Source organism: Clostridium vitabionis (assembly GCF_015351765.1).
Taxonomy (GTDB): domain Bacteria; phylum Bacillota; class Clostridia; order Lachnospirales; family Lachnospiraceae; genus Clostridium_R; species Clostridium_R vitabionis.
In genome coordinates this window covers 297,710-323,343 of sequence record NZ_JADKQA010000001.1, presented here as the reverse complement: position 1 = coordinate 323,343, position 25,634 = coordinate 297,710, and the positions used below count along the sequence as shown (strand labels likewise).

Below are 25,634 nucleotides of genomic sequence, written 5' to 3'. Positions count from 1 at the left end.
CTTCTCCCCGCCGCTTATTCTGTGTCCAGCTTGAGGACACTCATGAACGCGGACTGCGGGATCTCGACATTGCCGACCTCGCGCATCCGCTTCTTGCCCTCTTTCTGCTTCTCGAGGAGCTTCTTCTTCCGGGAAATATCCCCGCCGTAGCACTTGGCGAGCACGTCCTTCCGCATCGCCCGGACCGTGGTTCTCGCGATGATTTTCCCGCCGACCGCCGCCTGGATCGGAACCTCGAACAGATGGCGCGGAATCTCCTTCTCGAGCTTTTCGCACATCTTTTTGCCGCGCTCATAGGCCGAATCGGCAAAAACGATGAAGGACAAGGCATCTACCTGCTCATGGTTGACCAGGATATCCAGCTTGACCATCTTTGAGGTCTGATAGCCCTTGAGCTCATAATCCAGGGAGGCATAGCCCCTGGTGCGCGACTTTAGCACATCGAAAAAGTCGTAGATAATCTCGTTGAGCGGCAGGTCGTACTTGAGGATCGCCCTCGTCGCCTCGACATACTCGGTGTCCAGGTAGATGCCCCGCCTCTCCTGGCAGAGCTTCATGATCGCGCCGATATACTCTGTGGTGGTCATGATCTCCGCCGAGACCACCGGTTCCTCGATATGGTCGATCTCCGAGGGATCCGGGAGGTTCGAGGGGTTGGTCAGGTCCATCACCGTGCCGTCCGTCTTATAGATATGGTACACAACGCCCGGGGCAGTCGTCACCAGGTCGAGATTGTACTCCCGCTCAAGCCGCTCCTGCACCACATCGAGGTGGAGGAGGCCGAGGAAGCCGCAGCGGAAGCCGAAGCCCAGGGCTGCCGAGGTCTCCGGCTCGAAGGAGAGGGCGGCGTCATTTAACTGAAGCTTCTCCAGTGCGTCCCTGAGATCCGGATAGCGGTTGGTGTCCGCCGGGTAAATGCCGCAGTAGACCATCGGCGTCACCTTCTTATACCCCGGAAGCGGGGCGTCGCAGGGATGTTCCGCGTCCGTCACCGTGTCACCGACTCTCGCCTCCCGGAGATCCTTGATGCTTCCGGTAAAATACCCGACCATGCCGCAGTCCAGCCCGTCGTCCGGGATAAACCGGCCGGCGCCGAAATGGCCGACCTCCACGACATCGACCACCGCTCCGGTGGCCATCATCCTGACCTTCTGCCCTTTCCGGATCGTTCCGTCCTTGACGCGGCAGAACACGATGACGCCCTTGTAGGAATCATAGAGCGAATCGAAGATCAGGGCCTTCAGCGGCGCCTCGGGGTCGCCTTTGGGCGCCGGGAGCTTCTTTACGATATCCTCCAGCACCTCATCCACATTTTCCCCGGTCTTCGCCGAGATTCTCGGCGCGTCCGAGGCGTCGATGCCGACGATGTCCTCGATCTCCGCCGCGACCTCATCCGGGTGCGCGCTGGGAAGATCGATCTTATTGAGTACCGGGAAGACCTCGAGATCATGATCCAGCGCCAGGTAGACATTGGCGAGCGTCTGCGCCTCAACCCCCTGTGTGGAGTCCACGACGAGGACCGCGCCGTCGCAGGCTGCGAGGCTTCGGGAAACCTCGTAGGTGAAATCCACATGTCCCGGGGTGTCAATCAGATTGAAAATGTATTCCCTGCCGTCCTTCGCCGTGTACACCGTGCGGACCGCCTGGGACTTGATGGTGATCCCCCGCTCGCGCTCGAGATCCATATTGTCCAGCACCTGGTCCTGCATCTCGCGGCTGGTCAGAAGGCCGGTCTTCTCGATGATGCGGTCGGCGAGTGTCGATTTTCCGTGATCGATGTGCGCAATGATACAGAAATTCCGGATTCTGCTCTGGTCAATCACTCCTGATTCCTCCCCTGTATAGTCGAACTGCCGGATCCGGCAGCATAATGCAGCGAAAACAGAATACCATTTTTCCTGTGGTTATGCAAGAAAACCCGCAATTTCCGGTTGACACCGGCGGACAGATTCGCTAGAATATCAGAGTATGTTTAGTTTACATTGATCTGTCCGTGTCCAGGCCTTAATGCAAACTTAACCCATACCAATAATCCTGAGTATATTTTATGGAGGTGTCTACATTGGCTAACATTAAATCTGCCAAGAAGAGAATTAAGGTTGCCGAGAAGAAGGCGGAGAGAAACAAGGCGATTCGTTCCGAAGTCAAGACCGAGATCAAGAAGGTTGAGGCTGCCGCAGCTGCCGGCGACAAGGCTGCTGCCGAGGCTGCACTGCGCGAAGCGACTTCCGTAATCGAGAAGGCCGGTTCCAAGGGCGTCCTGAAGAAGAACACCGTTGCCCGCCGTGTTTCCCGTATTGCAAAAGCGGCAAACAAAGCCCAGGCCTGAGACAGCGATACGAATATTGAACTTTAAGCAATTGGCATAGCGCGCTCGTTAAGTGCCATGCTGAACCCAGAAAAACCGGATTGCGTCGGGTGTGGACGCAGTCCGGTTTTTTCTATATCCGGCGGTCAAATTGTTCCTGTCAAACCCCCACCTTTCGCGAAGCTTTGCTTCGCCCGGTGCGTGTCTTCCGCCCGATCCCGGCAGTCATTTCCCCGCGAGCAGAAGCTCCGCCGCCAGCCTCGCGTCCAGCCGCCCGGTCTTCACCGCCTCCTCGAGGTCAACACAGCCCTGCACCTTTTTGAGGAGCTGCTCCCGGCTGTACGCCCCTGCCTGGCCAGCCAGCTTCCGGATGGCGAACGGCGGGATCCGGAGCGCGGCAATGATGCTGCTCCGGTCCTTCCCTGCCGCTGTCATGTCCTTGTACCCGAGAAGCTGGTTGAACTGCCGGGACACCGCCGCCAGGATGTACATCGGCTCGATCTTCATCGAGAGCATGTCGTGATAGAGGCGCATCGCGTCGTCTGTCCGGCTGGCGGCAATCTTGTCCACCAGGTCGTAGATCTTCGTTTCCGTCGTCACCGTGGTGACCGCGAGCACATCCTCCATATTCACGGCCTTCTGCCCCGCACAGTAGCTCACCAGCTTGTCGATCTCCGAGCGGATGTTCGACATATCGCCGCCGGTCCTCGCGAGAAATTCCTCGGCCGTCGCCCGCGTGATCCCGAAGCCGGCCCGTTTGAAACAGGCAGCGGCCCAGACGAGAAGATCTCCTTCCTTCTGGCGGGTCATCTCCTCCACCCGGCCGATCTCCCGGACTTTCTTATAGAACCGGGTCTTCCGGTCCACCTGGCTCTCCACAAAAACGAGCACCGTGGTCTCCGGCATTTTCGGAAGGTACTCCGTGAGCAGCGCGGGCGGCTTTTTGAAAAATCCGGAATCTTCCACCAGGATCATGCGGTGCGCCGCGAAGAAAGGCATGGTATCCGCAAGGCTGATGATCTCCTTCTCCTCCGCCCCTTTCCCGGAAAACCGGTTAAAATTCATGGTGTCCTTCCCGACAACCGCCTCCCGGAGGCGCCGCTTCATGCTCTGCTTGAGGAATTCCTCCTCCCCGCAGATCAGATACACCGGTTTAAACGTGCCGCTCTTGATATCCTGGTCGATCGTATTTCCCATTTCGAACCTCTTTCTCCATCCCTGAATACCACGATTCTAGCATATTTTTCCCCCGAGGGCGAATTTCCCTCCCTCCTCCGGAAAAATGTCCCCCCTCCTCACTTCGCTGCCCTCTTCCGGGAAAATGTCTGCACACGCACGCGTTTCCCATCTGTCCTCACGATAACCGCCCCGTCCATGTCCGTGCGGAAAATTCCCGCCCCCGCATTCTCCAGGCGCTCCAGAGCTTCCTTTGCCGGATGTCCGTAGCGGTTCCCTCTCCCGACGGAGATCACCGCGTATTCCGGGGAAATGCGGGAGAGAAACTCCGCCGAGGAAGATCCCGCCGAGCCGTGATGCCCCGTCTTGAGAAAGGTCACCTTCTCCGGGAGAGCAGGACCCGCGGAGGCTTCGAGGAGTTCCTCCTCCCGCGCGGTTTCCAGATCCCCCGTGAGGAGCAGGGAGAAGCTCCCGTAACGCACCGTGAACACGAGGGAATCCTCGTTCCGCCCGCCTTCCGCGCTGTTCTCCCCCGCAAACGGGTGGAGGCACTCAAGCGTGAGAGCCCCTGCCCGGAGCGTGCTCCCGCGGGAAGCCCAGAGCACCTCCGCCCCCTTTTTCCGGGCAAGATCTGCCATCACCTCATATTTCTCCTCCCCCCTGCCCGCGGCGGGCATGACCAGGCGCCCCACCGTGATCTTGTCGTCCTCCGCAAGGAGCCAGCGGAGGCCGTTCACGTGATCCTCGTCGGCATGGCTCATAAACACCGTATCCAACCGGGTGATCCCCTGCGAGCGGAGAAGCGGGTCCAGGCGCATTTTCCCGGCGGTATCCGTCGTGGAGCTCCCGCAGTCCGAGAGAATGACCGTCTCCGGAGTTCTCAGGAGGACGCAGTCCCCCTGCCCCACATCAGCGAAGGTCACGGTGAGCCCGGAAACCGGCCGGACAAAGAGAAGAAGCAGTGCGGGCACGGCCAGCGCGGCCGCCCTCCCCAGGGGAAAATGCCCTCCCGGATCCCGGACTGCCCTCCGGTGCAGCAGCGTCACAAGGAGCGCCAGGAAAATCGCGTACAGCGCAAGCCTGTCCGCGGACGGCCGCCCCGGCTTGAGCAGGGAAAACGGCAGCGCCGCGGTCAGGCGGCAGAGCCCGCGATAGAGGCAGAAAACATAGTGCCCGGGACCGGCGAAGGCATTGGCCAGAGAGATCAGTCCCCGCCGTCCAAGAGAAACTAGGCCCTGGCGTCCTAGAGAAACCAAGCCCCGACTTCCCGGAGAAACCGGATCCCCGAAGCCAGGAAGCCGCATTCCCGGGAAGGCGGGCAGGAAAACCGCCGCGGCATAGAGAGCAGCCGCGGTGAAGCCTGAGCCGAGCGCCAGGGAGAGCAGGGGGATGACGGCCAGGTTGAGCAGGATCCCGTAGGGCGGGTAAGAATAAAACCAGTAGAGCGTCACCGGGAGAAGGAAGAACTGCAGAAATGCACTGAACCGGAGCGCTTCGCCGAGGCGCCCCCGCAGGGGGCGGCGCTTCGGCGGCATTTTCCCGGTTCTCCGGATCCGGGCGGTCCTCTCCTCCTGGCGAAGCTCCTGGTAAATGCCGATCGCCGCCACCGCCGTGAACGAGAGCTGGAAACCGGACTGCGTGATGATGAGCGGGGATCCGGCCGAAATCAGCAGCATCGACAGGGCAAGCGCCGAGAGCAGGTCATAGGTTCTCCCGAGATAAGCGGCGAGAAAACGGCAGAGCGCCATGACCACCGCGCGGAACACGGACGGCCCGAAGCCGGTCAGCACGCCGTAAAGGAGCAGGAAGACCGCGGTGATGAGCCCCGCGCCCCCGTAGCCAAGGCCAAGCCGCCGGAGGAGGCCGTAAAATGTCGAAAAAATGACTGAGATGTGCGTCGCCGATACCGCCATCAGGTGGAAAATCCCGCCGTCCCGGAACAGCTCCGCGGTGTCCTCATCGAGGGCGCTCCTGTCCCCGAGAAGGACAGCGCGGAAGAGGCCTGCGTCCTCCGGGAGAAAAACGCGGTCGATGGCTGTCCCTGCCGCTTCCCGGAGGGCGAAAGCCAGGCGGAACGCCGGAGGGATGTCCTTTCTCCCGTTTCCGAATTCTACCCAGCCCGCGCTCATCCGGTACCGGATTCCCATCGCGCGGTAATACAGGCGGAAATCAAACTGCCCGGGATTGGACGCCGCCTCAAAGAGCGCGAGCTTCCCCTCCGCCGTGACCGGGCAGCCAGCATAAAGCCGTGTGCCCGCAGGGGGCGGGGCGCAGGACACCCGGATCCGGCCGAGAGCCGCCGTCTCCGCATCCCCGTTTCCCGGCTCCCCCTGAGCGTCTGCACACCCGGAACCCGGCGGAAGCTCTGCACACTCGGAACCCGGCGCATCCGGAAAAAGTCCGGTCCGCGCGATGCCCGGAAGCTCTGCCCGCGCATCCCGGAGAATGAGGGCAGCCCGGAAATCCCGGATGGAGATACTTTCGAGCGTTCCGGTGAGGACTATCCCGCTCTGGGGGCCGCCGCAAAGAAGCAGCTCCTCGACGGGCGAAAGGACGAGGGAGGCTCGCATCCTGCTCCCGCCGCCGAAAAATGCCGCAAGAAGGAGCAGGAAAAACCAATTCCGGCGCGCATTTTCCAAGGATAGGAAGCCCCCTCGGCGGCGCGGCTCCCCGGACAGCAGGCTCCCGCGGCGGCCCTGAACCATCCCGGACAGCAGGCTCCCGCGACGACAGCTTTCCTGCGCCATCCCGCCAAGGAAAACCGCTGCCGCCACAAGAACAATCACCGGGAGAAAGCAAAAACACAGCAGGGAAAAAAGCTCATCCGGAAAAAACGCAGAGGACGCAGACAAGACGGGCATCCCCTGCCCGCCTGTCCGCGTCCTCTCCCACTGGTAACACAAGGCCTCTCCAAGTACCCACGCGCCAGCGATCCGAATAACCGGTCTTTTTATTCGATTTTCCTCCGCGGGAAATCCCGCCTTTCCTTCATAAATTAAATCCTCTCGTTTGTCATAGGCGGAAACCCACTACCTTCAGGTAGTGGGAGGAGCCTGGATGTGGTATAATTGACGCCGAGCCACCTTTACAAGAGAAAACCGTTAGTTCCGGCTCAGAACGAGGCACTCTTTGTCCATTGAAAAGTATATATGAGGTTTTAATGTGAAATCCTAGCATTATGTAAAATATACTAAGGTTTAACATGTTTGTACTGCATGGGAAGCTTTAGTACCTGGTACAGACAGTAACTACGAAATCGTAGTTACGGCAGAGCAAGCTTTGCCGTAAGGGGTGCTGTCAACCACCCCATGATATAACGCCACTTTAGATAGCAATATCTATTGGGGTTAAAGGTCGGAGACGTAAGTCGTTAGTACGACTGGGCAGTTACAAGCCCATGACCTTTAGGTCGTGGGTAGTTGACGATCCCGCTTAGCTGCGTGCGCTCATGCTATTCTGACGGCGCAATCCAGCTTGTGTCCCGCTCGAACGGTTTTTCCAAGGAAATGGAATGGAAGGAGACATCCGCCGATCCCCCGGCCATCAGCTGTACCCGGCTGACGGATTTCAGCTCCGTCAGCGAGTCAACGATCGCGTATACCGCGAGCGTATCCGTCGCCGGCAGCTCGGCCGTCAGGAACCCGGTATCCAGATTCACATAGCAGATCCCGTCCGCGGAAGACACATTCAGGATCCGCGTATCCTTCGGGAGGACAGCGCCGAGATTGTCCTGCGGGCCGGCAATCAGCTGCTCCAGCACCAGGCGCTCCGTCGACGTACTGGTGTTGTGCCCCGCCTCACGGGTCTCCGCCCTGAGCTTCTGCCCGCTCCCGTCCGCGAAATACAGGGTGAGTTCCATGCGCTCATAGCTGTTGATGTTGGCGATGCTGTCCACGAAATCCGACCCGGAAAATGTTCCCACCGGGTTCCCCGCGCTGTCCATCAGCGGCTGCCCGCCGCAGGTAACCCGGATGTAGTCGATTCCGTCAACCTGGGTCAGCGTCTTCGCCAGCCCCGCACGGAGAATCACCTCCCGGTCCCTGTTCAGGGTGAGATACTCCGAGGAGAAATCCGCCGTGTATACATTATCCTGAAGATTTGTCCCGAGCAGGGTGACTTCCGCGGGAAACAGGCTCTGGCTGTCGCTGTCCGCAGGGGCTTTCATCAGCTCCTCGAGCAGGGCATCCGCTGTCCCCTTCGGATCCTCCCCCGTCACGGAAGCCGTATTCTTCAGCAGCGCATCCCCGTTGGGATCCAGCCGGTAAATCCAGTAAATCCCCTGACCGGGATCGGCAGCCGGCTCCTGCGCCCGCGCCGAACAGCCGCCGAGCATAAGGAGGAGCAGAAGGATAGGCAGAAGGAGCAGCGCCGAAAGAATCCGCGAGGACGGGAGCCCTGTACTGCCTGCGGGAAACCTCATCCGGCATTTTCCCATAATCTCCTCCTTTTCTCCCGCGGGAATGAAGCGCTTCCGGGAACCCCTGCCCGGCGGGATTTCAGGGTATCCGCCGGACAGCAGGAACCCCGTGCTTCCGGCCTTCCGGACGCCCATCACGGCACATAGCGGAGCGGAATCCTGACAGTGAATGTTGATCCCTCGCCTTCCGCGCTCTGCAGGCGGATCGCGCCGTGGTGCAGGACGATGATGTTCTTCGTGATGGCAAGCCCGAGCCCGGTGCCTCCGGTCTCCCGGGATCTCGCCTTATCCACGCGGTAAAATTTTTCAAAGACGTGCTTTTGCTCTTCCTCCGGAATGCCGATGCCATTGTCCTCGATTTTTACATAGAACATCCGGTGATCCGCATCCAGGGTGACATGGACCTTGCCCTCCTCCCGGTTATACTTGATGGCATTTTCCACCAGGTTCATCAGGGCGAGCGACAGCTTCATCTCGTCCACATCCGCGCGGACTTCCCGCACACTCTCATAGATCAGCTCGATATTCTTCTGCCGGGCGATCGGTTTCAGTTTTTTCAGGATATCCGCAATCAGCAGGTTGATCGAGGCATTCGCCGTGATGTTCATATCCGGCGACTTCCGGTCCATGCGGACCAGGGTCAGAAGGTCATCAATGATCTTCGCCTCCCGGTCAACCTCGTTGGAAATATCTTCCATGAACTCCCGGTACATTTCCGCCGGCGGATGATCCATCCCCATCAGGGAATCCGCAAGGACACGGATGGAGGTGATCGGCGTCTTCAGCTCGTGGGACACATTGGAGACAAATTCCTGGCGGGATTCATCAATCGCCCGGAGCTGGCGCACCGTGCTGTTGACCGCGTTGGAGATGTCCCTCGTCTCCCGGTAGGAAGCGACGTCGATCTTCTCGTCCAGATTACCCTCTGACGACTGCCGGAGCTGCCGCACCAGCTTCCTGACCGGACGGAGAATCAGCGCCGCAGCCGCGGCGTCCGCGACAAACATGCCCAGCATCAGGATCAGCTCGAGCACCTGCATTTCCCCCGAAATGTCCTTCTGGGTCTGGGAGATTTTCTCCGTCGATACCGTGAGAAGGAGCACGCCCTTCACCGCCGGCTGGGTCTGCGCGCCGGCAGCCGCTGCCGCATTCTGCGCCTGCTTCGGCTGAATCGGGTAAGCGACATAATAATAATCTTTTTTCTCATTGAGGTGTGTCTGCGGCTGGCCGCCGAAAGCCCTGAGAACCTCCCCGACCACGATGGTCTTGCCCTGGGAGAGCTGAAATGTGTCACGGACGATCCGGAAATCCGAATTCACGACCACGATCCGGCCGCCGAAAAAATCCGCGATCGTATTGATCTCCGCGTTGACAGCGGAAGTCTGCGATGTGTCATTGATATTGTCAAGATAACCGGACCCGGACATCTCATTGGCGAGGATCAGGCAGCGGTTCTGCGCCTCCATCATATCCTCGCGGATGAGGTTCTGCCGGTAATAGCCGGACAGCGCCCGCTCCTGGAGCACGAGGGGGATGAGTGTGGCAAAGATCAGGCAGAGAAGGATCGGGATCCGGATGCTCATCACCGGAAAAACGCGCTTTCTCCCGTTCATTCCATCCTCCCTTCATCCCCGCGCCGCCCCCATGGCCGCCGGAATATTCAGTCCAGCGCAAGCCTCCGCGACGCGGCGAGCGCGAGCGAGCCCGGCCCGGTGTGCACGGCAATGCTGAGCGGCAGCTGGTCGACAAAAATCTCCTGTCCCGGGAACAGCTCCTGAAATTCCTGCTGGAAAGCCCGGACAGCCTCAAAATTCCGGGTGTGCGCCATCGCCAGGTGCATTTTCGAGCCGTCCGTGTCGTCCCACCGGGTTTTGAGATCGTGTTGGATCGCCGTGAGCATCAGCGCCTTGCCCTGCTTCACCGTCCTTGCCTTCGCGAACGCGTCCAGCTTGCCGCCCTGAATCGTCAGCACCGGCTTGATATGGAAAATGGTTCCGAGCGCCGCGGCGGCCGGCGTGATCCTTCCGCCCCTCCGGAGGTAATGCAGCGTATCCAGCATAATATAAATGGTGGATTCCTTCCCGGTCTTCTCGAGAACCCGGCAGATCTTCTCCGCGGGATAGCCCCGCTTGACCAGCTCCAGGGCATCGAGGACCGCCTGGCGCTGGGTCACCGAGATCCGGTGATTGTCCGCCACAAACACCCGCCCCTCATAGTCCTGGGCCAGCATCTTCGCCGTCTGCACGGCTCCGGTCAGGGCACTGGACATCGGGATATGCACGAGCTCGTCGTAATCCTTGAGAACAGTATCCCACAGATTCATCACCGATTCCGGCGTCGGCTGGGAAGTTGTAATGTCCGCACCCGCGTCGAGCTCACGGTAGAACTCATCCTGAGTGAGGTTAAGCCCCTCGAAATAATCCTTTCCCCCGATCACCACCGGCATCGGCAGGACAAAAACCCCTATCTCCTTTCCCTGCTGGACGGAAAGGCCGCTGTTGGTATCGGTCACGATCGCTGTTCTCATCAAATAAACCTCCGCTTTTCTTCACATGCAATCCATATTTTATAATATTTTCCCCATCCCTGCAACAGGGAGCTTGGCGCGCCTTGCCACCCCGCACAATAGGCTCTATAATGACAACTGTCCGGCACCCGGCGAAGCAAGTCTTCGCGGGATGCGGAGCCTTGAACAGATCCTGATCAGGAAAGTGAGGAAACTTATGCCCTATTGTCCGAAATGTGACATGGAATACGTGGATGGGATCACCACCTGCGCCGACTGCGGCGGGCCGCTGGTGCCGTCGAAGGAAGAATGGCTGAAGGAAAAGGCTGCGAGGGATGCGGAAAAAAAGGGCGAGGAGGATGCCGCCCTCGCCGAGGAGATCGCCGCCCTCGAAGAATCCGGGGAAACTCCCGCGGAGGCTTGCGGGGAAGCCGGCAGAAACTGTCTCCCGGAGCACACCTATGTCTATGAGACCGCCCGCGCCCGCGCGGATGATGTGAAATCCTCAAGAAATGCCTTTGCCTTAATCGGCATCCTCGCGGCTGCCGCTGCCGTGCTCTCCGGCGCCGGCGTTATCCCGCTTCCGATGGCCGGAAATTCCCGCATTTTCTTTCTCCTCGTCCTCGCCGCGATCGGCGCCGCGATGCTTGCTGTCGCGGTGAAGTCACAGCTCGCGTTAAAACAGCTGAACGCGAAGGCGGATGCTGAGGAAAAAGAGACCGCGGAGGTTCTCGACTGGTTCCGGAGCACTTATCCGGCGGAAGACCTCGACAACCGGCTTTTCCAGGAAGATCCGGACCTCGAGGAGGGCGAACTGTTTCTCCGCAGGAACCAGCTGATCGCCGACCTCCTGGCGACGGGCCGGGATCTCCCCGACCAGCGCTACGTGGACTACCTCGCCGACCTGATCATGAACGAATACTATGCCTGAGGTGATATGATGAAAGAATCTGTACCGATGAAGCCGGCAGGTAAGGCAGGGCTTGAGATTGAGCGGAAATGGATGGTCCGCGGCTGGCCGGAGGAAAGCCTCCCGCTCCTTGCCGAGCAGGAAATGCGCCAGGGCTATGTCACCGTGGAGCCGACGGTCCGCATCCGTGAGGAGAAAAACCTCCGGAACGGGGAAGACCTGTTCATCCTCTGCTTCAAATCCGGCCGCGGCCTCACCCGAAAGGAAATCGAATTTCCCATCGAGGAGGCGCGTTTTCACGACCTGGAAAATCTGATCGGCCTCCCGCTCATCCCGAAGCTCCGGCGGACGTACGCCCTTCCCGGCGGCCTTCACCTGGAGGTCAGCAGGGTGGATGAGGGCGCGCCGACAGAGTTCTGGTATGCGGAGATCGAATTCCCCTCCGAGGAGGCGGCGCGCGCCTACCAGCCGGAGAGCGACGGTCTCGGGGACTATCTCGCTGATGACGTTACCGGCACCCCCGGAAGCAGCATGGGCGCCTACTGGTGCGAGACACGGCTCGGGACGCCGTCAGGCCTCTCGTAACGGCCGCCTGCAAAAAACTTTCCACGGTTCCCGTGGCTTGTGAATTTTACGGCATCATGATCGGAGCCCGTCCTCCCGCGAAATTTTCTCCGCGGAAGGACGGGCTTCGATGATATCCTATCCCTTATCGTGTTCTTCTTCTGCGCTGCCACAGGCACCAGCCGGCCAGGCAAAGCCCGCTCGCCGCGAAGGCGCCCTGCCAGAATCTTCCGGGAAAATCCTCCCCGGTCCGCACAGGCCGGGCAGCGGGATTTTCCGCTGTCTCCTCCTTCCGGGAAAGCTCCGGCGCTGTGGAAACCGGCGCTTCCATCGCCGCAGGTTTCACTTCCCGGCTTACAGGAACCGTATTTCCCGCGTTTGCGGGCACATCCACCCGAAAGATCGGGCGCGGATGGCTGCTGCGGCCGGAGGACGGCCTCCCCGGACGGTCATTTCTGAGCGGGAGATCCCCGCCGGTACCAGGAAGCTCGGGCGCAGACGCCCGCGGCAGCTCCGGCTCCGAAGCGCGCGAAGAATCCTCCAGCGGAACTTTCTCCGGCTCCCGGAAAGCAAGGCGGACAAAGTTCTGCGCCGTCTCCCCGCCGATCTTCCCGGGATTCCGGTAAATCACCAGCATCCCTTCCGGCGGCGCCGGAAGACGCTCTGTATCGGTGAGCTTACGATAAAGCGCCTGGACATCCTTCCGGACATTTCCCTCCTCGTCAAGATAGCGCGCCGCCCCGCCCTCAAGATTCATCCGAATCAGCGCGGGAAGGTCGATTTCCCGGAATGTACCGTCACTCTGCGGGACAGCGCCGTCGGTCACATGCCAGAGCGCCGCCTGGGTAATCCCCTGGAAAATCTCCATGCGCTCCTCTTCATCCCCGGCGAGAAGCCGGGAAAATCCGCTGCCGTCACAGGGGAAACCGCTGAACAGCACCCGCATGAGCTGCCTGCGGAGAACCGCCGGGCTTTTGCCGCGGACGTTGTCAGCGAAACGGGCAGCCTCCCCGTCGTCGGCATTCGGAATCTTCACCAGGCCTTCCGCCGTGTCTTCGCCCTGTTCCGCATAGGGGCGCCCCATATTGCAGCAGTAGACAGGAGTTTCCGGCTCTTCACTGACCAGAAACCTCAGGCCGGCAGAAGACGGATCTCCCGGGGCTCCCGGTTCCGCCGTCACCGTATAGGTCCCTGTGCCAATGCCGGAAATTCCGCCGGCAGGAATAACCTCCCCACCGCCCGCACCGCGGATTTCTCCGGAGCTCTCCACCCCATCCGGCACAGCGCCCAGGACGTCCCCGGGCATGTCCGGCGCTTTGGGGAAAAACGCCCCGCAGAGAACCAGCAGCAGACAGACGGCAAGGCCGCGCTTCTTCCTCATTTTTTCCATCCCCCCTTCAAAGAAAGCATGAAAAATGAACGCCCGCAGCATATTCTGCCGGCATGAATCCGCTCCCGCTAGTGTTCGATATTCGTAACTGGCCACCCCCGCATACCGGGGAAATCCTGATCCGTTACCTGTATTGTTTATAATTCTGGGATAATTTTAACTATAAGACATAATATATCATTTTTCTGCAATATTCAAGGCAAATCGCGAAGTATTCAGCACATGCCGGGCGCCTCGTAACTGTTCAGCCCCCTGCATCTCGCGAAGCTTTGCTTCGCTCGATGTGGGGGTGGCCGAGCGCCTACGGCGACTCTGATTTTCCATATTGATCCGGCACTTAACCTGCGCTATTCTTGGATTATGGGTTTTGTACAAAAATTATCCTCTGGAGGTATGTTATGTCTGACGTCTATTCCGCAAGCGGCAGCCGCTACGACCGGATGCCATACCGCCGGTCGGGGAGAAGCGGCCTTCTGCTTCCCGCCCTCTCTCTCGGATTCTGGCACAATTTCGGTGACAACGGCAATCCGGAAAATATGCGCGCCATGATGCGCACGGCGTTCGACCTGGGCATAACCCAGTTCGACCTCGCCAACAATTACGGCCCTGTCTACGGGCGCGCCGAGGAGAATGCCGGCCGGATCCTCGCCATGGATTTCGCCCCGTACCGCGACGAGCTGGTCATCACCTCCAAGGCGGGCTATGACATGTGGCCGGGTCCTTACGGCGACCACGGCAGCCGCAAATATCTCCTCGCAAGCTGTGATGCCTCCCTCCGCCGCCTCGGCCTTGATTACGTGGATATCTTCTACCACCACCGCCCGGATCCGGACACCCCGCTGGAGGAAACCATAGAAGCCCTGCTCCAGATCGTGAGGAGCGGCAAGGCCATCTACGCGGGAATTTCCAATTATCCCGCGGATCGGGCCAGGGAGGCCGTCCGCATCGCCGGGGAGATCCGTCTCCCCCTCGTCGTGAACCAGCTCCGCTATAACATGATCGACCGGAAGATCGAGGAGGACGGTACGATCCGCGCCTGCGCGGAAGGTGGGCTTGGCATCGCCGTCTTCTCCCCGCTTGCCCAGGGCCTTCTCACCGGGAAATACCTGGACGGCATCCCGGCCGGCAGCCGGATGGCGCGTGATGGCCGCTACCTGCACCGGGATGCCCTGACGGACAAAAAGGCCGCGGCAATCCGGCGCCTTGACCACATTGCGCAAGAACGCGGCCAGAAGCTAACCGACATGGCTCTCGCCTGGCTTCTCGGGAAGCCGGAAGTCACGACGGTCATCATCGGCGCAAGCCGTCCGGAGCAGATCACGGAAAATGCCCGCTGCCTGGAAAATCTCCGGTTTTCTGATGAGGAGCTCAAGGAAATCGATGCCGCGGCAGCCTTCCTCAAGGACTGAAAGGAGCACCATGGGAGAATTTGCATCCTTAAAAGAAGCCCAGGAATACTTCGTACATGACCGCTTCGCCGCCGTGAACGGCATGCGGGTCACCGCCATCGGTGACGGGACAGCCTCCGCGACCGTGGACATCACGGCGGATCACCGGAACGCCTACGGCGGTGTGATGGGCGGCGCCATCACGACCCTGGCCGACCTCGCTTTCGCCGCCTGTGCCAACAACATCCACCGGACCACGGTCGCGCAGCAGATGAGCGTTAATTTTCTGAGCGGCTCGAAAGGAAACCGGCTGACCGCGGATGCCCGCTGCATCAAAAACGGCAGGACCAGTGTCGTCATCGACATCACCGTCACGGATGACACCGGCCGGGCGATCGCCCAGATTGTCGGAACCGGCTTCAAGCTCTGAATCCGCGCGGCGGTCCGGGCGGCTTGAAACTATGACATCCCATCCGGCGGGCGCACTCAGCCGGATGCGGACTTGCTAAAAAACACGAGGAACCTGCGAATGGAGGTGTAACAATGTGTACCTGTGCGACATACCAGACGAAAAACCACTATTTCGGCCGAAATCTTGACCTCGAATATTCCTACCAGGAATCTGTGACCGTGGCCCCGCGGAATTTCCCGATTCCCCTGCGCCGCGGAAAAACCCTCACTACCCACTATGCCATGATCGGCATGGCCTTCGTCTGCGGCGGATTTCCGCTCTACTACGATGCGGTCAATGAATACGGCCTTGGCATGGCCGGCCTGAACTTCCCCAAGAACGGCTTCTTCGGCGAACCCCTGGACGACGGCAGGGAGAATATCTCCCCGTTTGAATTCATCCCCTGGCTCCTCGGCCGGTGCAGGACACTCCGCGAGGCGCGCAGCCTGCTGGCAAATGTCCGTCTCGTGAACATCCCGTTCAGCAGCGAGCTTCCGATCACGCCGCTGCACTGGATGATCTCTGATATGACCGGTTCCATCGTGGTTGAGCCCCTGCGGGACGGACTGCACATCTATGATAACCCGGTGGGCGTCATGACCAACAACCCGACGTTCGACATCCAGCTCTTCCGCCTGAACGACTACCGGAACGTGTCCGCCAGAACAACGGCAAGCGCATTTGCCCCCGGGCTCTCCCTCGACGAATACAGCCGCGGGATGGGAGGAATCGGCATCCCCGGCGACCTGTCCTCCGGATCGCGCTTCGTCAAAGCGGCATTCACCCGGATGAACTCCGTCTCCGACGACTCGGAGGACGCCTCCGTGAGCCAGTTCTTCCACATCCTCGCCTCGGTTGAACAGCAGCGCGGCTGCTGCGACCTCGGCGGCGGAAACTACGAAATCACGATCTACTCCTCCTGCTGCAATCTGGAACAGGGCATCTACTATTACCGGACCTACGACAACAGCCAGATTTCCGCGGTCGATATGCACCACGAGGATCTGGACGGGAAGGCGCTCATCTCCTACCCGCTGATCCGTGAGCAGCAGATCCGTCGGGTGAACTGACATCCCGGCAGATGCCGGACATTGACAAAAAGAGCGGGGCAGCACCCCGCTCTTCTTCACCTCCGTTTTTCTTAACTTCCCCACGCAATCTCCCGGTAAATGCTGTCCGGAAAGATCTGCCGGTAGAAGGCATCCAGCACGCGCCGCACTTCCCGGTCACTGTGCCGGCTTCCCGAAACAACCTCCATCACCCGGTAATCGACCCCGCAGACCTTTGAGGTTACCCCGGTGGGATGGATGCCATTTCTTCCGTAAAACCGGATCCTCCGCTCCCTTTTCCGGCGCTCACCCTCATCCTCCGCCTTGTCCGGATCTTCGCATTCCCCGACAATCAGATGAGCCCCGCGGAAGGCCTCCGCGAGCTCCCCGAGAAAGCGGGTACCGATCCCGGTTCCCCGCTGATTTTTATCGATCGCGAGATAGTCAAAAAGATAATTCTCACCGCCATCCATCTCCATGCGGACAAACAGCGCATAACCGTCCGTGTGGCCCTTGCTCCCTGCCATGCCATAGCCGAGATACCTGCCCTGCCGGAAAAGCTCGGCAATCCGGGAAAAGGGCTTCATTTCATCCTGCGGGAAATCCTCCTGCATCCGGGTTTCATAAAGCCTCTGCATCTCCTCCAGGGTCAACTGCTGCAGCATCGTTCTTACCTCCTCATCTCCCATGATCCATGCATCTGTTCAGCACAGGCGTTGTTCTGAACAGCTGTTCATATTTTCATTATAGCATAGAATGCTTCCCATGTCCAAAATCCGGCGTCTGGCATGGTTCCCCTGCGGGCGATAGCGGATCACCTTCCAGACACGCCCCACAGGAGGCGCGAAACGGCGCGCCGCCAGGCATGACCATCTCCCGACCCGTGCCGACCTTGACAGGTTCCCGGCGGCGGCGTATAATAATGAGCGAAAAAAAGGGAGCCACGGAAGTGCGCTGAGAGGAAACTGATCCCGTTTCGACCTTAGACCTGATTTGGATAATGCCAACGTAGGGATATAGCGTGAACATCCACGGATATGCCGCCCTGGCGTGTCCGTTTTTTTTTGCGCAGAGCACTTAAAGATCGCGGGCAAAGCTCGGGTTTCGTGCGGGCTATGCGGATTTGCTTGTGCCGCGCCACCCCGTAACAGAGAAAAGGAGTCTTCCATGTTCAGAGAATGCTTTGAAAACGTTCAGAAAAACGCGCCTCTCATCCACAACATCACCAACTATGTCACCGTCAATGACGTCGCAAACGCTATCCTCGCCTGTGGCGCCAGCCCGATCATGGCTGATGAGCCGGAGGAAGCCGAGGATATTACCTCCATCTGCGGAGGGCTCAACATCAATCTGGGCACGCTGAACAAGCGCACCGTCGAGGCGATGTTCCTCGCCGGAAAAAAGGCCAATGCGCTCGGCCACACCGTGCTGCTGGATCCTGTGGGCGCCGGCGCAAGCCGTTACCGCTCGGAGACCGCATCCCGCCTCGTCCAGGAGGTTTCCTTCGACGTCATCCGGGGAAATGTCTCCGAACTCAAAGCCCTCGCGATGGGCAGCAGCACCACCAGGGGCGTCGACGCCGACGCGGCGGACGCTGTCCGTGAGGAGAACCTGGACGACATGGCAGCCTTCACGAAAAACTACGCGAAAATCACCGGGAGCATCATCGCCATCACCGGTGCCATCGACCTCATCGCCGACAGCAGCCGCTGCTTCGTGATCCGCAACGGGCGCCCGGAAATGAGCCGGATCACCGGCACCGGCTGCCAGCTCTCGGGAATCATGACCGCCTATGTAACCGCCAACCGGGAGAATCCCCTCGAGGCGGCTGCCGCCGCCGTCGCCCTCATGGGGCTTGCCGGGGAAATCGGCTGGTCGCGGATGCAGCCTGGGGATGGCAATTCCACCTACCGGAACCGCATCATCGACGCCATTGACAACATGACCGGAGACCAGCTCGAGCAGGACGCCCGGATGGAAATTCGATAACCTGGAGTAACGGTTCAGCACACGGGGGATAGCGCTCGGACCTCCGCATCGAGCGAAGCCATGCTTCGCATGTGCAGAACAGTGATCAATTGGAAAGGAAAGGCAAAAATGAACTGCACGAAGGAATCTCTCCTTCTCTATCTCGTGACCGACCGCCACTGGCTCGCGGGAAGGAAACTTTATGATGAAGTAAAAAAAGCCCTGGACGGGGGCGTCACCTTCGTCCAGGTGCGGGAGAAGGAGGACATGTCGCTCTCCCACGAGGATTATCTCCGGGAGGCGCTCGCGCTCAGGGAGCTCTGCGCGAAGTACCACGTTCCCTTCGTCGTCGACGATGACGTCGACCTCGCGCTGGAATGCGGCTGTGACGGCGTCCATGTCGGGCAGACGGACATGCAGGCTGGCCGCGTCCGGGAGAAAATCGGCTCGGACAAGATTCTCGGCGTCTCCGCCCAGACCGTGGAGGAAGCTCTCCTCGCCGAGCGGCAGGGCGCGGACTACCTCGGCGTCGGGGCGGTCTTCCCGACCGGCTCGAAGTCGGATGCCAGCGAGGTCAGCCATGAGACACTCCGCGCGATCTGCGAGGCGGTCTCCATCCCGGTCATCGCGATCGGCGGCATCACCGGGGAAAATGTCCATGAACTTGCCGGCACCGGCATCTGCGGCATCGCCGTGATCTCGGCCATCATGGCGCAAAAAGACGTCCAGGCGGCAGCCAGGGATCTCAAAACGAGGACGCGGGAGGCGCTCGGCCTCTGACCCCGCCCGGGAATCATCCGCAAACTCTACGCATCACCGCGGTGTGTCGGGGACACCACTTCACATCGCGTTAAAAAAATAATGCGGCGCGGCAAACCCGCGCAGAATGTTCTTTCAAAGGAGGAATAACCATGAGAACAGCATTAACAATCGCCGGAAGTGATTCCAGCGGAGGCGCCGGCATCCAGGCAGACATCAAAACCATGACCATGAACGGCGTATTTGCCATGAGCGCGGTGACCGCGCTGACGGCGCAGAATACGACGGGCGTCATCGGGATCATGAATGCCACCGCCGGATTTCTCGCCCAGGAAATCGACGAGATCTTCACAGACATCCGGCCGGACGCGGTCAAAATCGGTATGGTCAGCGCCGCTGACCTGATTGAGACGATCGCCGGGCGGCTCACCTTCTACCATGCGGAAAATATTGTCCTGGACCCCGTGATGGTCGCCACATCCGGGGCGAAGCTGATCAGCGATGACGCCGTCAGCACGCTGGAACAGAAGCTGATTCCGCTGGCGGACGTGATCACACCGAACATCCCCGAAGGGGAAGTCCTCTCCGGCATGTCCATCCACTCCGCGGACGACATGGTAAAAGCGGCGGAAAAGATCAGCCGGGATTTCGGCTGCGCTGTCCTGCTCAAGGGCGGGCACAAGCTGAACGATGCGAACGACCTCCTCTACCGGGACGGCAGCTTCCGCTGGTTCAACGGGAAACGCATCGACAACCCGAACACCCACGGCACCGGCTGCACACTTTCCAGCGCGATCGCGGCAAATCTCGCCAAGGGATTTGACCTGGACACCTCGGTAGAGCGCGCAAAAAAATACATTTCCGGCGCCCTCGCCGCCATGCTGGATCTCGGCAAGGGCAGCGGCCCGATGAACCACGCCTTCGACCTGACCGGAGAATTTGCCCTTGGCCCGAAAGGAGAGCGCTTCTGAGATGGAAAAGAAAACTTCCCTTTTTGAAAATGGCCTGATCTGGTTCGGCGCCGGCGTCTCCATCGCGGAAATTCTGACCGGCACCTATTTCTCCGGCCTCGGCTTAAAAACCGGCATGGCCGCCATCCTTGCCGGCCACCTCATCGGCTGCCTGATGTTCTTCCTCGCCGGGATCATCTCCGGCAATACCGGAAAAAGCTCCATGGAAGCCGTGAAAATGAGCTTCGGCAGCCAGGGCGGCATCCTTTTCGCCATCCTCAATGTCCTGCAGCTCGTGGGCTGGACCGCCATCATGATCTACGACGGCGCCATCTCCGCAGGTACGATCTTCGGGGCAGGGCATGCGCTCTTCGCCGTCATCATCGGCGGCCTGATCATCGTCTGGATCCTGATCGGCATCACCAACCTCGGCAAGGTCAACACGGTCGCCATGGCCGCCCTCTTCCTCCTGACCATCATCCTCTGCGTGATCATTTTCCGGGGCGGCACTCCGGAAACTACCGGTGATGCGATGAGCTTCGGCGCCGCGGTTGAGCTCTCCGCCTCCATGCCGCTCAGCTGGCTCCCCGTCATCGGCGACTACACCCGCGACGCGAAGGAGCCGGTCAAGGCCTCCCTCGTCAGCACCATCGTCTACGGCCTCGTCAGCATGTGGATGTTCACCATCGGGATGGGAGCTTCCCTCTTTGCCGGCACCTCGGACATCGCGGAAATCTGCGTCCGGGCCGGCCTCGGGATCGCCGGGCTTTTGATCATCGTGTTCTCCACCGTGACCACCACCTTCCTCGACGCGCTCTCCGCCGGGATTTCCTCAGAATCCATCGTGAGCCGCCTGAACGGGAAATGGGTTGCGGTTGCCGCCTCGGTGATCGGCATCATCGGCGCGATTCTTTTCAATATGGACGACATCACCAATTTCCTCTACCTGATTGGCTCGGTCTTTGCCCCGATGGTCGCCGTCATGATCGGCACCTACTTTGTGCTGGGAACCAATTCGGAACACCGGAAATTTGACTGGGTCAACCTGGTGATCTGGCTCGCCGGCTTCATCCTCTACCGATTCCTGATGCGCACCGATTTCGCGATCGGCTACACGCTGCCGGACATGGTCATCACCATGCTGCTGACCGTTCTCGCCGGGAAGATTTTCCCGAAATCCTCCCGCGCCTGACAGCAGATCCCTCCATTGACCCTGACGGCAAATGCGGCTGCCACACCCGGCAGCAGGTCCTTCCATTGACCCTGACGACAAATGCGGCTGCCACGCCCGGCAGCCGATCCTTCCATTGATCCCTACGGCAAATGCGGCTGCCACGCCCGGCAGCCGATCCTTCCCTTGACACTAACGGCAAATGCGGCTGCCACGCCCGGCAGCCGCATTCCGCGTACTCATCGGCAAAACCCGCCGGAGGAGGTTCCATGATTTTAAATACCGGACAGCGCACAGACATTCCCGCGTTCTACAGCCAATGGTTTTACCACCGGATCCGCGCGGGCTTTGTCCTCGTCCGCAATCCCTACTACGAACAGCAGGTTACCCGCTACCGGCTGTCTCCAGATTTGATCGACGTCATCTGTTTCTGCACGAAGAACCCGGCTCCCATGCTGCCGGGTCTTCGTGCTCTTTCGTCATTCCGGCAGTACTGGCAGGTCACAATCACGCCCTACGGGTCGGAGATCGAACCCTTCGTCCCGCCGGTGCCCGAAGTTATCGAGAGCTTTCAGCGCCTCGCCGGGATGGTCACGCCGGCCTGTACCGCCTGGCGGTACGACCCGGTCATCATCACCGAAAAGTACTCTGTCGATTTCCACATCGCGGCCTTCCGGAAAATGTGCAAGTCCCTCAGCGGCTTCACCCGCCAGGCGATCATCAGTTTTCTCGACCTCTATGAGAAGACAAAGGCCAATTTTCCCGAGGGACAGCCGGTCAGCATCGAAGACCAGAAGACGATCGGGGAGGCATTTGCCCGGATCGCCCGGGAAAATGGGATGCGGCTCTACACCTGCCACGAGGGCACCCATCTCGGCCGTTTCGGCATCGACTGCTCCGGCTGTATGACCAGGTCCGTGCTCGAACGCGCGCTCGGCGAGGAGCTGCCCATCCCCGCCGCGGTCACCCATCCCCGCGAGGGCTGTGCCTGTCTTCTCGGCTGCGACATCGGCGCCTACAATTCCTGCGGCCACGGCTGCCGATACTGCTACGCAAACGCGAGCCGGGAGCTTGTCCGGAAGCGGATGGCCATGCACGACCCGGAATCGCCATTTCTCATCGGCCACGCGCTTCCTGACGACATCATCCACGACGCGGAACAGCGGAAATGGGGCAGCGGGCAGATGCTTCTGCCCCTCTGAGCCGGCCTACGCTTCTGCGCTGCCGGCCCGGGAATAGCGACGTCTTCTGCGGCGCTAGGGCCGGATGCCGCTGCCTGCGCGGCTTCACCGGTTCCAACCCGGCCAGTCTGCTCAGGCCTGCCATCACAAGAGACGCGCGCCCTCCGGGAGCTCAAAATCTGCATTCCATAGGCCGTTTCCCCCGGCCGCCTGTCCGCTCCCCATGTCCGCCAGGCCGCCCGCGGCTGCCGCCTGTCCGCTCCCTGCATCCTCGGTGCCGCCCGCGGAGGCATCCGGGAGACCCCCCGCGGCTGCCTGTCCGCCATCTGCAGCTGTTTGCCCAACACACGCCGCCGCTGCCTGCCCACTCCCCTGCTGAATCTCCCGGACATAGTCGGTAAAAAGCAGCGGAAGCCCGCGCAGGGACTGATTTCTGTACCAGACAAGATAATATTCGGCAAACTTCGCCGGATGGACAATCACCCGCGCACGGATCAGCGGGTTCGGCGTATCTGTCGTCTTCGGAAAAATCCCGATGCCGGTTCCCCGCTCGACGAGCGCCACCGCATCAAGGTAGCTCGACATTTCGCAGAGGACATTCGGCCTCATGCCGACCTCTCCGAACCAGCGCCAGATCGCCTCAATCCTGGATTTCCGCTGGGGAATGATCAGCGGCTCGCTGCCCAAGTCGGCCAGGCTGACCTGCTCCTTCTCCGACAGCGGATTTCCCGCCGGAAGGATCGCCACCCAGGGCTCCCGGGCAGCCAGAATCCCTTCCAGGTGCTCCCTGTCATAGGGCGCGGCGATGATCGCCAGATCGGAGAGCCCCTTGTTCATCTGCAGCAGCACGTCATCACTGCTCCCATTCCAGAGCCGGAATTTCACCCCAGGATACCGTTCGTGAAAGCCGGCAATCCAGCCGGCGACAATGAACGGCGCCCGCCCCTCAACAATCGCGATCCGGAGTGTCCCGGAGACTTCCCCGTGGAGCGCCCGAAGCTCCGTCCTTGTCGTGTCGGCAAGATTGAGAATCGCCCGCGCCCGCGGAAGCAGGAGATTCCCCGCGGGGGTCAGCTGCAGGTGCCGCTTTCCCCGGAGAAAAAGCTCCGCGCCAAGATCCTCCTCCAGCTGGCGGATCTGGCTGCTGAGCGGCGGCTGGCTCATATGAAGCCGCTCCGCCGCCCTGGTAAAATTCAGCTCCTCCGCCACCGTGACAAAATATTCCATCGATCGAAAGTCCATAGGCGATTTCCTCCGTTCTTCCTGTCCCGGTATTTCTTCCCCGTATTCCCCCGACGGCTTGAACGTATTATACGCCTTTTATATAATAAAATAAATATTATTTGTATTTCATATTTGTAAACATCCGGTGTATGATACAGATGTAAGGTGATCCGAGAGGATTACAGAATTCCCGGGAAGAACGAACTTTCAAAAACCGCATGCGAATTGCCGAGCGCCAGGCTGGAAAACCACAATCCGCAGCATCCATTTTGAAGAAAGAGAGGGATTGCCATGATGAAGCTCATCGAAATGATCGTTGCATTTCTCACCGATTCTTACCGGATTTATGCCAGATAACCTGATGGCAACCGAAAAGGCAGCGAAAAAATGAAACAGAACAGCAAGATGCGGGTTTCCGCAGATATCCACGGACAATAAGGGCCTGAGTTCTTCAGAAAAACAGAACTCAGGCCCTTATTCTCTTTATGAAAGGATCATTAAATCAAAAATTATCCTTCAAAGTCTTGTTATTTTGTCGGCTTAGGTGTTGCGATTGATCTATTATTTGCTACCGGTGCAATTAAGACACGCCCAGTACCTCTGTACACATTCACAAGACCCTCACCGCTTGCTGCTGAACCTACTAACGTTCTCGTCGTCCTCTCGACCGTAAATTCAAGGGATTTCGACCACGCAATAGCCATATTTCCATCAATTCGAATAACATCTTTGTCCAAATCAACAACGATTAATTCTTCTGCAGGAACAGGGCTTTCCAGAACAGCAATGCCTGTGCCAGTCAAAGCAGTGTTAAATAAGCCTTCACCACCTAATACAGCAGATGAAATTGTAGTCCTAGCAGTAACCTTCATGGAAATAGAATCATCACAGGCCAAAAACATTCCATCCTCAATGACCATATTGCCATTCCAGTTAGATAGATCTTCAAAAAGAATATACCGATATGTCGGCTCCAGCACAAGCAATCCTGTTCCTTCATATCTCGGCTTAATTGTTGTCTCGCCTGTCACTTTGCTCCCAACAAACTTCTTCATCAGGTCTCCAGCACCCTTGATATTCGTTGCTGCATGCAATGTTCCAAGCATTAACTGCATGGCTCCAGCCTGGAGGATAACCCCGCCATCATTGTTTAGCTCAGCGATCACCTGTCTTTTCTTTACATTCATCTGTGAAGCAAAAAAGGCTGTGCTTGCAGATTCGGGAGTAACTGACAGGTCTTTATCATATTCCAATAATGAATAACGACCTTTTTTTGCAACGATTTTATGAGCTTCCGTAGGTTGAAACAAATTGGTTCTTATCATAAAAACTCCTTAATGCGTATAAGTGAACATGTAGTATTTATGAGCGTTTGATATATCAAAGATACGGTTGGTCAGTTCAGATGATCAACCGCATACTGAGCCTCATCCGCCGTGAATTGCTCACCATATTCCGAAGTCAGCTGGTCATATATTGCTGCTTTCGACATATTCATCGAACTTTGATACGTTTTCGCCTTTTCTAAAGCATTCGCATTCCAATCTACCTGCACATGGTCTACAGCATATTGCGCCGCATCCGCGGGGAATTTCTCGCCGTATTCCGAAGTTAGCTGATCATAAATGCCTTTCTTAGACATATACATCATAGAAGAATACATTTCCGCTTTCGCCAACGCATTTTTATATTCTGTCGGTACATTATCTTCAGCTTTACTACTTTCCGCGACTTCTGTCGTTTCTTCAACCTGAGCAGTCTCAGTCTGGGATTCCTGCGCCACTGCTGTTGTACCTTCCCCACTTGCATTATCAGATGACTGCAATGAAGTCGCAACAGTTTCCGTTGAAGTATTGTTTGTAGATTTTGATCCTCCACTGCCGCCAAATACGGATATCAGTAAAATGACGATGATTACCCAGAACCACCATCTCTTGTAAATCGGTTTCTTGTTCTTGCCCCCGCAATAAGGACAGACTTTTGCACTTGCGGCAATTTCCCGGCCACAATGCTTACATTGAATCAGCTTACTTTTTGCCATAATCCCCTTTTTCTCCCCCTGTTTTCGTTTTTTCAATGCACAATTAAGAATTATTTTGTACATTTTCTTTAATTTTACCATCGTTTTCAGGCATATTCAATTCTTTACAGACATTGCTCTGCATGATAACTCAGTACGGAACAACAAGATAACATACAGAGATCCCCCCGCTATTCCACAA

General features: G+C 58.7%; 22 protein-coding genes. 11 read left to right on the top strand and 11 right to left on the bottom strand.

What is annotated here, in order from left to right:
- Positions 1–14: 14 nt before the first annotated feature.
- Positions 15–1,823, bottom strand: a complete 1,809-nt coding sequence (gene lepA / locus ISF27_RS01425; protein ID WP_194608421.1) for a translation elongation factor 4 — start codon at positions 1,821–1,823, stop codon at positions 15–17.
- Between the two features lie 239 nt (positions 1,824–2,062).
- On the opposite strand from lepA, the gene rpsT reads away from it, so the two are divergent.
- Positions 2,063–2,329: a 30S ribosomal protein S20 gene (gene rpsT, locus ISF27_RS01420; protein WP_194608419.1), complete on the top strand. Its 267-nt coding sequence runs from the start codon at positions 2,063–2,065 to the stop codon at positions 2,327–2,329.
- Between the two features lie 204 nt (positions 2,330–2,533).
- Here the strand turns inward: rpsT and holA are convergent, their stop codons facing one another.
- From holA to ISF27_RS01395, 5 genes are all read right to left on the bottom strand, one after another.
- The gene (gene holA, locus ISF27_RS01415; RefSeq protein WP_194608417.1) at positions 2,534–3,505 is read right to left on the bottom strand and encodes a DNA polymerase III subunit delta; all 972 of its coding nucleotides are present in this window, start codon (positions 3,503–3,505) and stop codon (positions 2,534–2,536) included.
- Positions 3,506–3,603: 98 nt separating this feature from the next.
- Complete coding sequence (locus ISF27_RS01410; RefSeq protein ID WP_328701465.1) at positions 3,604–6,123, bottom strand: ComEC/Rec2 family competence protein; 2,520 nt, start codon at positions 6,121–6,123, stop codon at positions 3,604–3,606.
- Positions 6,124–6,935: 812 nt separating this feature from the next.
- Positions 6,936–8,036: a GerMN domain-containing protein gene (locus ISF27_RS01405; RefSeq protein WP_194608413.1), complete on the bottom strand. Its 1,101-nt coding sequence runs from the start codon at positions 8,034–8,036 to the stop codon at positions 6,936–6,938.
- Positions 8,036–9,514: a sensor histidine kinase gene (locus tag ISF27_RS01400; protein WP_194608411.1), complete on the bottom strand. Its 1,479-nt coding sequence runs from the start codon at positions 9,512–9,514 to the stop codon at positions 8,036–8,038. Before ISF27_RS01400 ends, ISF27_RS01405 begins: the two co-directional genes overlap by 1 nt.
- A 47-nt stretch (positions 9,515–9,561) precedes the next feature.
- On the bottom strand, positions 9,562–10,428 hold the full coding sequence (locus ISF27_RS01395; RefSeq protein WP_194608410.1) for a DegV family protein: 867 nt from the start codon (positions 10,426–10,428) through the stop codon (positions 9,562–9,564).
- Positions 10,429–10,648: 220 nt separating this feature from the next.
- On the opposite strand from ISF27_RS01395, the gene ISF27_RS01390 reads away from it, so the two are divergent.
- Positions 10,649–11,338, top strand: coding sequence for a hypothetical protein (locus tag ISF27_RS01390; protein ID WP_194608409.1), 690 nt, complete (start codon positions 10,649–10,651; stop codon positions 11,336–11,338).
- A gap of 9 nt (positions 11,339–11,347) precedes the next feature.
- Positions 11,348–11,902 carry a CYTH domain-containing protein gene (locus ISF27_RS01385; protein ID WP_235985983.1) on the top strand — a complete coding sequence of 185 codons (555 nt, stop codon included), beginning with the start codon at positions 11,348–11,350 and terminating at the stop codon, positions 11,900–11,902.
- A gap of 124 nt (positions 11,903–12,026) precedes the next feature.
- Here ISF27_RS01385 and ISF27_RS01380 read toward each other — a convergent pair whose 3' ends face one another.
- Positions 12,027–13,271 carry a thioester domain-containing protein gene (locus ISF27_RS01380; protein WP_194608408.1) on the bottom strand — a complete coding sequence of 415 codons (1,245 nt, stop codon included), beginning with the start codon at positions 13,269–13,271 and terminating at the stop codon, positions 12,027–12,029.
- Positions 13,272–13,669: 398 nt separating this feature from the next.
- Between ISF27_RS01380 and ISF27_RS01375 the strand changes: the two genes are divergently transcribed.
- The 3 genes from ISF27_RS01375 to bsh all read left to right on the top strand — a co-directional run bounded on the left by ISF27_RS01375 (position 13,670) and on the right by bsh (position 16,180).
- Complete coding sequence (locus ISF27_RS01375; protein ID WP_194608407.1) at positions 13,670–14,680, top strand: aldo/keto reductase; 1,011 nt, start codon at positions 13,670–13,672, stop codon at positions 14,678–14,680.
- 10 nt (positions 14,681–14,690) lie between these two features.
- On the top strand, positions 14,691–15,089 hold the full coding sequence (locus ISF27_RS01370; protein ID WP_194608406.1) for a PaaI family thioesterase: 399 nt from the start codon (positions 14,691–14,693) through the stop codon (positions 15,087–15,089).
- A gap of 113 nt (positions 15,090–15,202) precedes the next feature.
- Complete coding sequence (bsh, locus tag ISF27_RS01365; RefSeq protein ID WP_194608405.1) at positions 15,203–16,180, top strand: choloylglycine hydrolase; 978 nt, start codon at positions 15,203–15,205, stop codon at positions 16,178–16,180.
- Between the two features lie 71 nt (positions 16,181–16,251).
- On the opposite strand, the gene ISF27_RS01360 is transcribed toward bsh, so the two are convergent.
- A complete protein-coding gene (locus ISF27_RS01360; protein ID WP_194608404.1) occupies positions 16,252–16,824 on the bottom strand; it encodes a GNAT family N-acetyltransferase in 573 nt (190 codons plus the stop codon).
- Between the two features lie 502 nt (positions 16,825–17,326).
- On the opposite strand from ISF27_RS01360, the gene thiM reads away from it, so the two are divergent.
- The 5 genes from thiM (at position 17,327) to ISF27_RS01335 (ending at position 22,209) form a co-directional block, all read left to right on the top strand.
- Positions 17,327–18,148 (top strand): hydroxyethylthiazole kinase, encoded by an 822-nt coding sequence (gene thiM / locus ISF27_RS01355; protein WP_194608403.1) that lies wholly within the window; start codon positions 17,327–17,329, stop codon positions 18,146–18,148.
- Positions 18,149–18,256: 108 nt separating this feature from the next.
- Positions 18,257–18,907, top strand: coding sequence for a thiamine phosphate synthase (gene thiE / locus ISF27_RS01350; RefSeq protein WP_194608402.1), 651 nt, complete (start codon positions 18,257–18,259; stop codon positions 18,905–18,907).
- Between the two features lie 131 nt (positions 18,908–19,038).
- A complete protein-coding gene (gene thiD, locus ISF27_RS01345; RefSeq protein WP_194608400.1) occupies positions 19,039–19,857 on the top strand; it encodes a bifunctional hydroxymethylpyrimidine kinase/phosphomethylpyrimidine kinase in 819 nt (272 codons plus the stop codon).
- 1 nt (position 19,858) lies between these two features.
- Positions 19,859–21,028 (top strand): putative hydroxymethylpyrimidine transporter CytX, encoded by a 1,170-nt coding sequence (gene cytX, locus ISF27_RS01340; RefSeq protein WP_194608398.1) that lies wholly within the window; start codon positions 19,859–19,861, stop codon positions 21,026–21,028.
- Positions 21,029–21,276: 248 nt separating this feature from the next.
- A complete protein-coding gene (locus ISF27_RS01335) occupies positions 21,277–22,209 on the top strand; it encodes a DUF1848 domain-containing protein (protein WP_194608396.1) in 933 nt (310 codons plus the stop codon).
- 123 nt (positions 22,210–22,332) lie between these two features.
- Here the strand turns inward: ISF27_RS01335 and ISF27_RS01330 are convergent, their stop codons facing one another.
- From ISF27_RS01330 to ISF27_RS01320, 3 genes are all read right to left on the bottom strand, one after another.
- Positions 22,333–23,415: a LysR family transcriptional regulator gene (locus ISF27_RS01330; RefSeq protein ID WP_194608394.1), complete on the bottom strand. Its 1,083-nt coding sequence runs from the start codon at positions 23,413–23,415 to the stop codon at positions 22,333–22,335.
- A gap of 524 nt (positions 23,416–23,939) precedes the next feature.
- Complete coding sequence (locus tag ISF27_RS01325; RefSeq protein ID WP_194608392.1) at positions 23,940–24,737, bottom strand: AIM24 family protein; 798 nt, start codon at positions 24,735–24,737, stop codon at positions 23,940–23,942.
- A 71-nt stretch (positions 24,738–24,808) separates the two neighbouring features.
- Positions 24,809–25,534, bottom strand: a complete 726-nt coding sequence (locus ISF27_RS01320; RefSeq protein WP_235985982.1) for an Ltp family lipoprotein — start codon at positions 25,532–25,534, stop codon at positions 24,809–24,811.
- Positions 25,535–25,634: the final 100 nt, after the last annotated feature.